General features: G+C 38.2%; 1 protein-coding gene. It reads right to left on the bottom strand.

The features are described 5' to 3' along the window. Positions 1-1,243 (bottom strand): DUF4041 domain-containing protein (locus BIZ37_RS30205; RefSeq protein WP_187464679.1); only part of this gene is annotated, 1,243 nt, incomplete at both ends.

Here is a 1,243-nt window from a genome sequence, read left to right as displayed (position 1 = left end):
ATGCTCGCTCCTTCTCGCTTGTTGCAATTTCTAACTTTTCTCTCAAAGCCTGAATATGAAGGTTCAATTTTTCTACTTCGGCAGCATTTGCTGTATTGATTTGACGGATCGCCTTGTTTAAATCGTCTTGATAAGATTTCTCTTCTTTTTCTCTGGCGGCTACAAATTTTTCAATTTCTTTCTTAACTTTCTCTTCTTCTCGGATCGCATCACGCAGATAACGCTGTTCTTCGGCTTCAAGGCTTTTCTTCATTTTAAATTCGAAAGAATGACGATGTTCTTCTAAACGTAAATCAAGAAGCTTAGAAGACAAGAGTACATAATCATCTTTTCCTCCCTTATTGACCTTATCAAACCATCTTTCAATTTTTTTAGCCCCAGAAGAAAAATTGCTAGCGGTGGTATTAGAAATAACGTTATCCACTTCAGTATTAAACGCAGCAACTAAGAACTTCGCCAACCTGTTTTGACGAGCTTTTCCTTGTCTAGCACTATCATTCCATAAGATGCCTGCGGTAACTTTAAATGCCTTACCACTGCCTATAAGATCTTTTTGCTTCTGCTTATTACGATCTAATTTTTTCTTAATTGCTTCGCTGATTGGGCCATCAAGAAGGTATTGGTAATCCGTAACCGTTTTTATCATATCTCCATGTTCGACATAGCTGTTTAGTTTACGAACCTTTCTATCGAGATCCGTTTTCTTTTTCTCTAATGCTTCTATCTCATCAAGAGTATGTTGTTGCTCTAATTTAACCTTAGCTATCAAAAGGGCTGCGTCTTTTTCAGCCGAGACAGTGATACCTAACGCTTTCTTTTCGGTTTCTTCAGCATAATTTTTTGCTGCATATAGCTCCTGAACAGCTTGTGCCGTCAAATACTCCGCTTCTTGATTTGCTTTTTTTACAACCTTGTCGGCTTCTTCTTTCGCGGCATTCTCAATAGCCTTTACTTTTTGATGGGTTTCAGATGTCAGTGTTTCACATTCCATCTTTGCTTCTTCGTTCCTCTTAGCTACTTCTTTCTCCGCCATGTTAAGCGTATCATCTGCTTTCTTTTTAATTATTTCAGCGTAATTTTTTGCTGCATCTAGCTCCTGAACAGCTTGTGTCGTTAAATACTCCGCTTCTTGATTTGCTTTTTTTAGAACCTTGTCAGCTTCTTCTTTGGCGGCATTCTCAATAACCTTTACTTTTTGATGGGTTTCAGATGTCAGTGTTTCACATTCCACCTTTGCTTCTTC

It is taken from the genome of Photobacterium sp. BZF1 (assembly GCF_014349205.1).
Lineage (GTDB): Bacteria > Pseudomonadota > Gammaproteobacteria > Enterobacterales > Vibrionaceae > Photobacterium.
Note: the sequence above shows the minus strand (reverse complement) of the source record. Positions and strands in the feature narration are given on the sequence as shown.